Here is a 1,868-nt window from a genome sequence, read left to right as displayed (position 1 = left end):
GCCTTCGGGTAATGCGGTTCGATCGCTGCCAGCAAGGCGGCCCAGGGCACGACCGCCTCCATCTCGGTGAGGAAGCGTTCCCGGCGGGTCTGTTTCTTCTTTTGCTGGAAGGCCAGGGAGGCGAAGGTGGCTTGCTTCATGGGAGTACGATGCTTTATGGCTTTAGTATTTTACCGGCTCTGAATTGATCAGAGCTTCCCAAGACAGTAAAATTTATCGTTAATGCATTGCTATGTGGTGCCAAGCTGGTGAAGTTCAATCCATACTCAAGGTATGGGCACGCAATCACTAATGCACTAAACAATGACAACGATTTGATTGACAAAGTTAAGAACAATCCATTCATCAGTCTTATTCGTGATGAATATAAGGAGTTGTGGTCTTCTATAGCAACACTTGAGGCCAGGGAGCTACGCAGTAACGGCACCATCAAGCCACTAACCAGCAGACACAAGTGGAGGGTGTATTTCTATCAAGAACGCAAGATTTTGAATGCTGTTTTGAAGTTTTGTGACGAGAAAAGTATCAAAATCTTTGCAGAACATGATGGTTTTGTTTCAAATCTTCCAGTCAACACAAACGATTTATCAGACTTTGTAGTGTTGGAAACGGGCTACAGAGTCAAATTTAGTGGAGAAGTGTTATCACCAGTCCTTGAGGCATCAGCAATCGCAGAAGAGTTATTAGATGGGATGATCGAACTTGACGAAGCAGTAGATGATGATAGTGACCAAGATGAACCAGAAGACGCAGAGACAACCAAGAAGGACCATACATGGATCATTGAGCACATCAAGAGCATGTAAGGCCACAAGAATCAACTAAGAGGGATCAGGTTAAGAACTGGTCCCTTTTCATTTTATATGTCAACTTGGCCTATCGGCCAGTAACTGATATTTTTTGACGTGATTTCTGTAAAAATTGAAAAAGGCTCTTTTTGATGAAAACATATCAAAACACATCAGAATCTGAACGAAACTTGATGCATTCCATTAGGAATATGATCAAAACTTGAAAAGTGACCAAAAAAAGAAGCAGGGGACATAAGCTATGTTCCTTCCCCCCCCCTTCAAGCACTAATAGCCACTAATTATTTTTTGATTTGATCTTGATGACAACAAGTAGCATTAGACAAAATAATCAATGACAAGAAATATTGATGTGGAGTCCGAAGGACGACATGGAGCGTAGCGACACCCTATTAAATTAACTTAGTGGCATGCATCAACGTCACTAACGACCACAAGGTTGGTGATGTGACATACTTAATTGACAGACTGGTGAAGAGCGGTGTGTTGATTTGCTTTTTTAAGAACCCTGCCATCAGAAAAATATGAAGAAAATATTTGCTGCTTTGTTAATTGTTGGTATTTGTCCGGCAGCGCATGCTGTGAATTGGAAGCTTGTTGGTGACTCCCCAGAAGAAAAGTCATATTTGGATACGGACTCATTTATGACTATCAACGGGTATTGAAGGCATCCCCTTGCACACAACTCCCGCCCCTGTATCCTTGCATGCCAAATAACTGATTTTTGGGCCTAAGGAGTTAGGCTAATTGTCTTGTTGATTTTAATGTGGCGATTGCACTTAATAGAAGTTTTTCAATTAAGTGCTTCTGTGTAACCGATAGGGTGTTTGCTACGGTCAGTAATGCGTCTGCCACATCCTTCTTCACCCAGATAGATAGTCGTTTATCACCTTCAGTGCGTCTTTTGGCACGGTAACGGCTTTGTCGTTCATTTGTTGTCATTGTAATCTCTCCTTGGTTTATATATATTTATCCACCTAATTTTTTAGTGCGGTGCACAAGCACGATATTTAAACTCACGCTCCGCCTTCTCTAAGGAGGGGCGCGCTCTAGACTGAA

2 protein-coding genes and 1 pseudogene are annotated in these 1,868 nt (G+C 42.2%); 1 reads left to right on the top strand and 2 read right to left on the bottom strand.

Annotated features, from left to right (window positions below; translation table 11 throughout):
* Positions 1-140 (bottom strand): annotated as a pseudogene (locus tag ETQ85_RS20570) (IS5/IS1182 family transposase); the annotation flags it as partial.
* A gap of 174 nt (positions 141-314) precedes the next feature.
* Between ETQ85_RS20570 and ETQ85_RS20565 the strand changes: the two are divergent.
* Positions 315-806: a hypothetical protein gene (locus ETQ85_RS20565; RefSeq protein ID WP_148580953.1), complete on the top strand. Its 492-nt coding sequence runs from the start codon at positions 315-317 to the stop codon at positions 804-806.
* Between the two features lie 741 nt (positions 807-1,547).
* Here the strand turns inward: ETQ85_RS20565 and ETQ85_RS20560 are convergent.
* On the bottom strand, positions 1,548-1,751 hold the full coding sequence (locus ETQ85_RS20560) for a RepB family protein (protein WP_187394798.1): 204 nt from the start codon (positions 1,749-1,751) through the stop codon (positions 1,548-1,550).
* Positions 1,752-1,868 lie beyond the last annotated feature (117 nt).

The sequence above is a fragment of the Zoogloea oleivorans genome (assembly GCF_008107625.1).
Classification (GTDB): domain Bacteria; phylum Pseudomonadota; class Gammaproteobacteria; order Burkholderiales; family Rhodocyclaceae; genus Zoogloea; species Zoogloea oleivorans.
This window is presented reverse-complemented; position numbering and strand designations above follow the sequence as displayed.

Excerpts from the sequence above, each read along its gene's own strand:
- ETQ85_RS20560 (WP_187394798.1), bottom strand. The coding sequence starts at position 1,751 with ATGACAACAAATGAACGACAAAGCCGTTACCGTGCCAAAAGACGCACT.